This window comes from Mesorhizobium sp. M7A.F.Ca.CA.004.04.2.1, from assembly GCF_004022825.1.
GTDB lineage: Bacteria > Pseudomonadota > Alphaproteobacteria > Rhizobiales > Rhizobiaceae > Mesorhizobium.
The window spans coordinates 1-1,531 of record NZ_RZPH01001242.1 but is presented as its reverse complement, the minus strand read 5'-3'; the positions used below and the strand labels follow the sequence as shown (position 1 = coordinate 1,531).

The 1,531-nt window shown below is 65.8% G+C and carries 1 pseudogene; it reads left to right on the top strand.

Going from position 1 to position 1,531, the window contains the following annotated elements:
- Nucleotides 1–1,531 (top strand): annotated as a pseudogene (locus tag EN893_RS33435) (SPOR domain-containing protein); the annotation flags it as partial.

Here is a 1,531-nt window from a genome sequence, read left to right as displayed (position 1 = left end):
ACCCGCGGCTGAGCATGGCCGGCATGTTGGCACGGCCCAAGCGGCCGATGCTGATATTGACGCACTTATGCTTGATGAACTCCAGGATACGACTTGGCACACGGCTGGCGATGTCGATTTCGACGATGATGCGTTCGACGCGGCTTTGCCCAAGGATCTTGATCCGCGTGACGAAGCCACTGACCGGGACAATTCGGCGGATTCTCTCGATTGGCTTGCGGAGCGTTCCCAACCGGCAGAGCCGACGCGTTCGTGGAGCCGCGTGACGCCGGTTCCGCAGCAGCCGTCATTCAGTGCTCAGCCTGCGTTTGCTCAGCCGGCCGCTTCGGTGGCATCCGTGGCCGCCGCGCCGGCAGTCGCCGCCATGACGTCCTACCGTTCGTCCGAGCCGGTCGAGACCGTGGCTCCCGCTGCCCCGGTGCCGGCGCCCCAATCGCGCCAGCCTGCGCATTACGAAGACATGCCCGACGTCGAAACGGTCGATGTACCCGAGCGTGTCGTCGCGCTAGCCGACGATCTCGATATTCCCGAACTGCACTTCGAGGAAGACCAGCCGGCGTCGTCTGGCTACGACGATCTCGATGCGGAGTTCTCCAGCCTTCTCTCCGAGATGAACGCGGTGGAGGTCGCTCCTGTTCCCACGAGCAATGTGGCCAGCGCGTCTTACGATGATGACTCCTATGCCGCGGGCTTCAAGCCGGGCTATGACAGCCTCAAGCCGGCATATGACGGGGTCAAGCCGGGCTACGACGGGCTCAAGCCGGGCTATGAGCCGGAAGCGCGGACCTATGCCGCGCGGCCGATGGACATGTCCGCCCGCGCGGCGGCGCCCACGGGTTATGCCGACGCCTCCGGCTTCGACCTCGACGGCCTGCCAGGGAGCCAGCCGGTTTCGCAAGCCGATGATTTTACTGTCGATGAACTCGACTACGATCCCGAACTCGACGAGGCTATGGCTGTTCCGGGTCTCGGCGAGCGTGAGGCCGGGAGGCCGACGCGCGGACGCGGACTGTTCATCGCCGCGATTGTCGGCGCGGTCGCGGTCGCGGGCGGTCTCGGGGCCTTTGCGCTGTCCTTTGGCGGCAAGGGCGGCAGCGAAGCGCCTGTCATCGTCAAGGCCGACAACGCGCCGATCAAGGTCAAGCCGGAGAATCCGGGCGGCGCCGTGGTGCCCAATCAGGACAACAAGGTCTACGACGCGGTCAGGGGCGCCAAGCCAGCCGAGCCGGTCCAGGAAAAGCTGGTCACCAACGTCGAAGAGCCAGTGGACGTCCAGGCGAAAGATCCGGCCCGCGCCATCGACCTTTCGCCGGACCAGAATGCAGCCGCCGCTGGAACCGATGTCGGCAATGCCGCGCCGATGGCCGGCGCCGCTTCGGCCGACAACGCTTCTGCCGACAATACGGCGCCCGCGCCCAAGTCCGAGGACCGCATTGCGCAGGTGCTGCAGGATGCCGACAAGGGCACCAATGCCGATGTCGTCGCCGTTGCGCCGCGCAAGGTGAGGACCATGGTGGTCAAGTCGGACGGT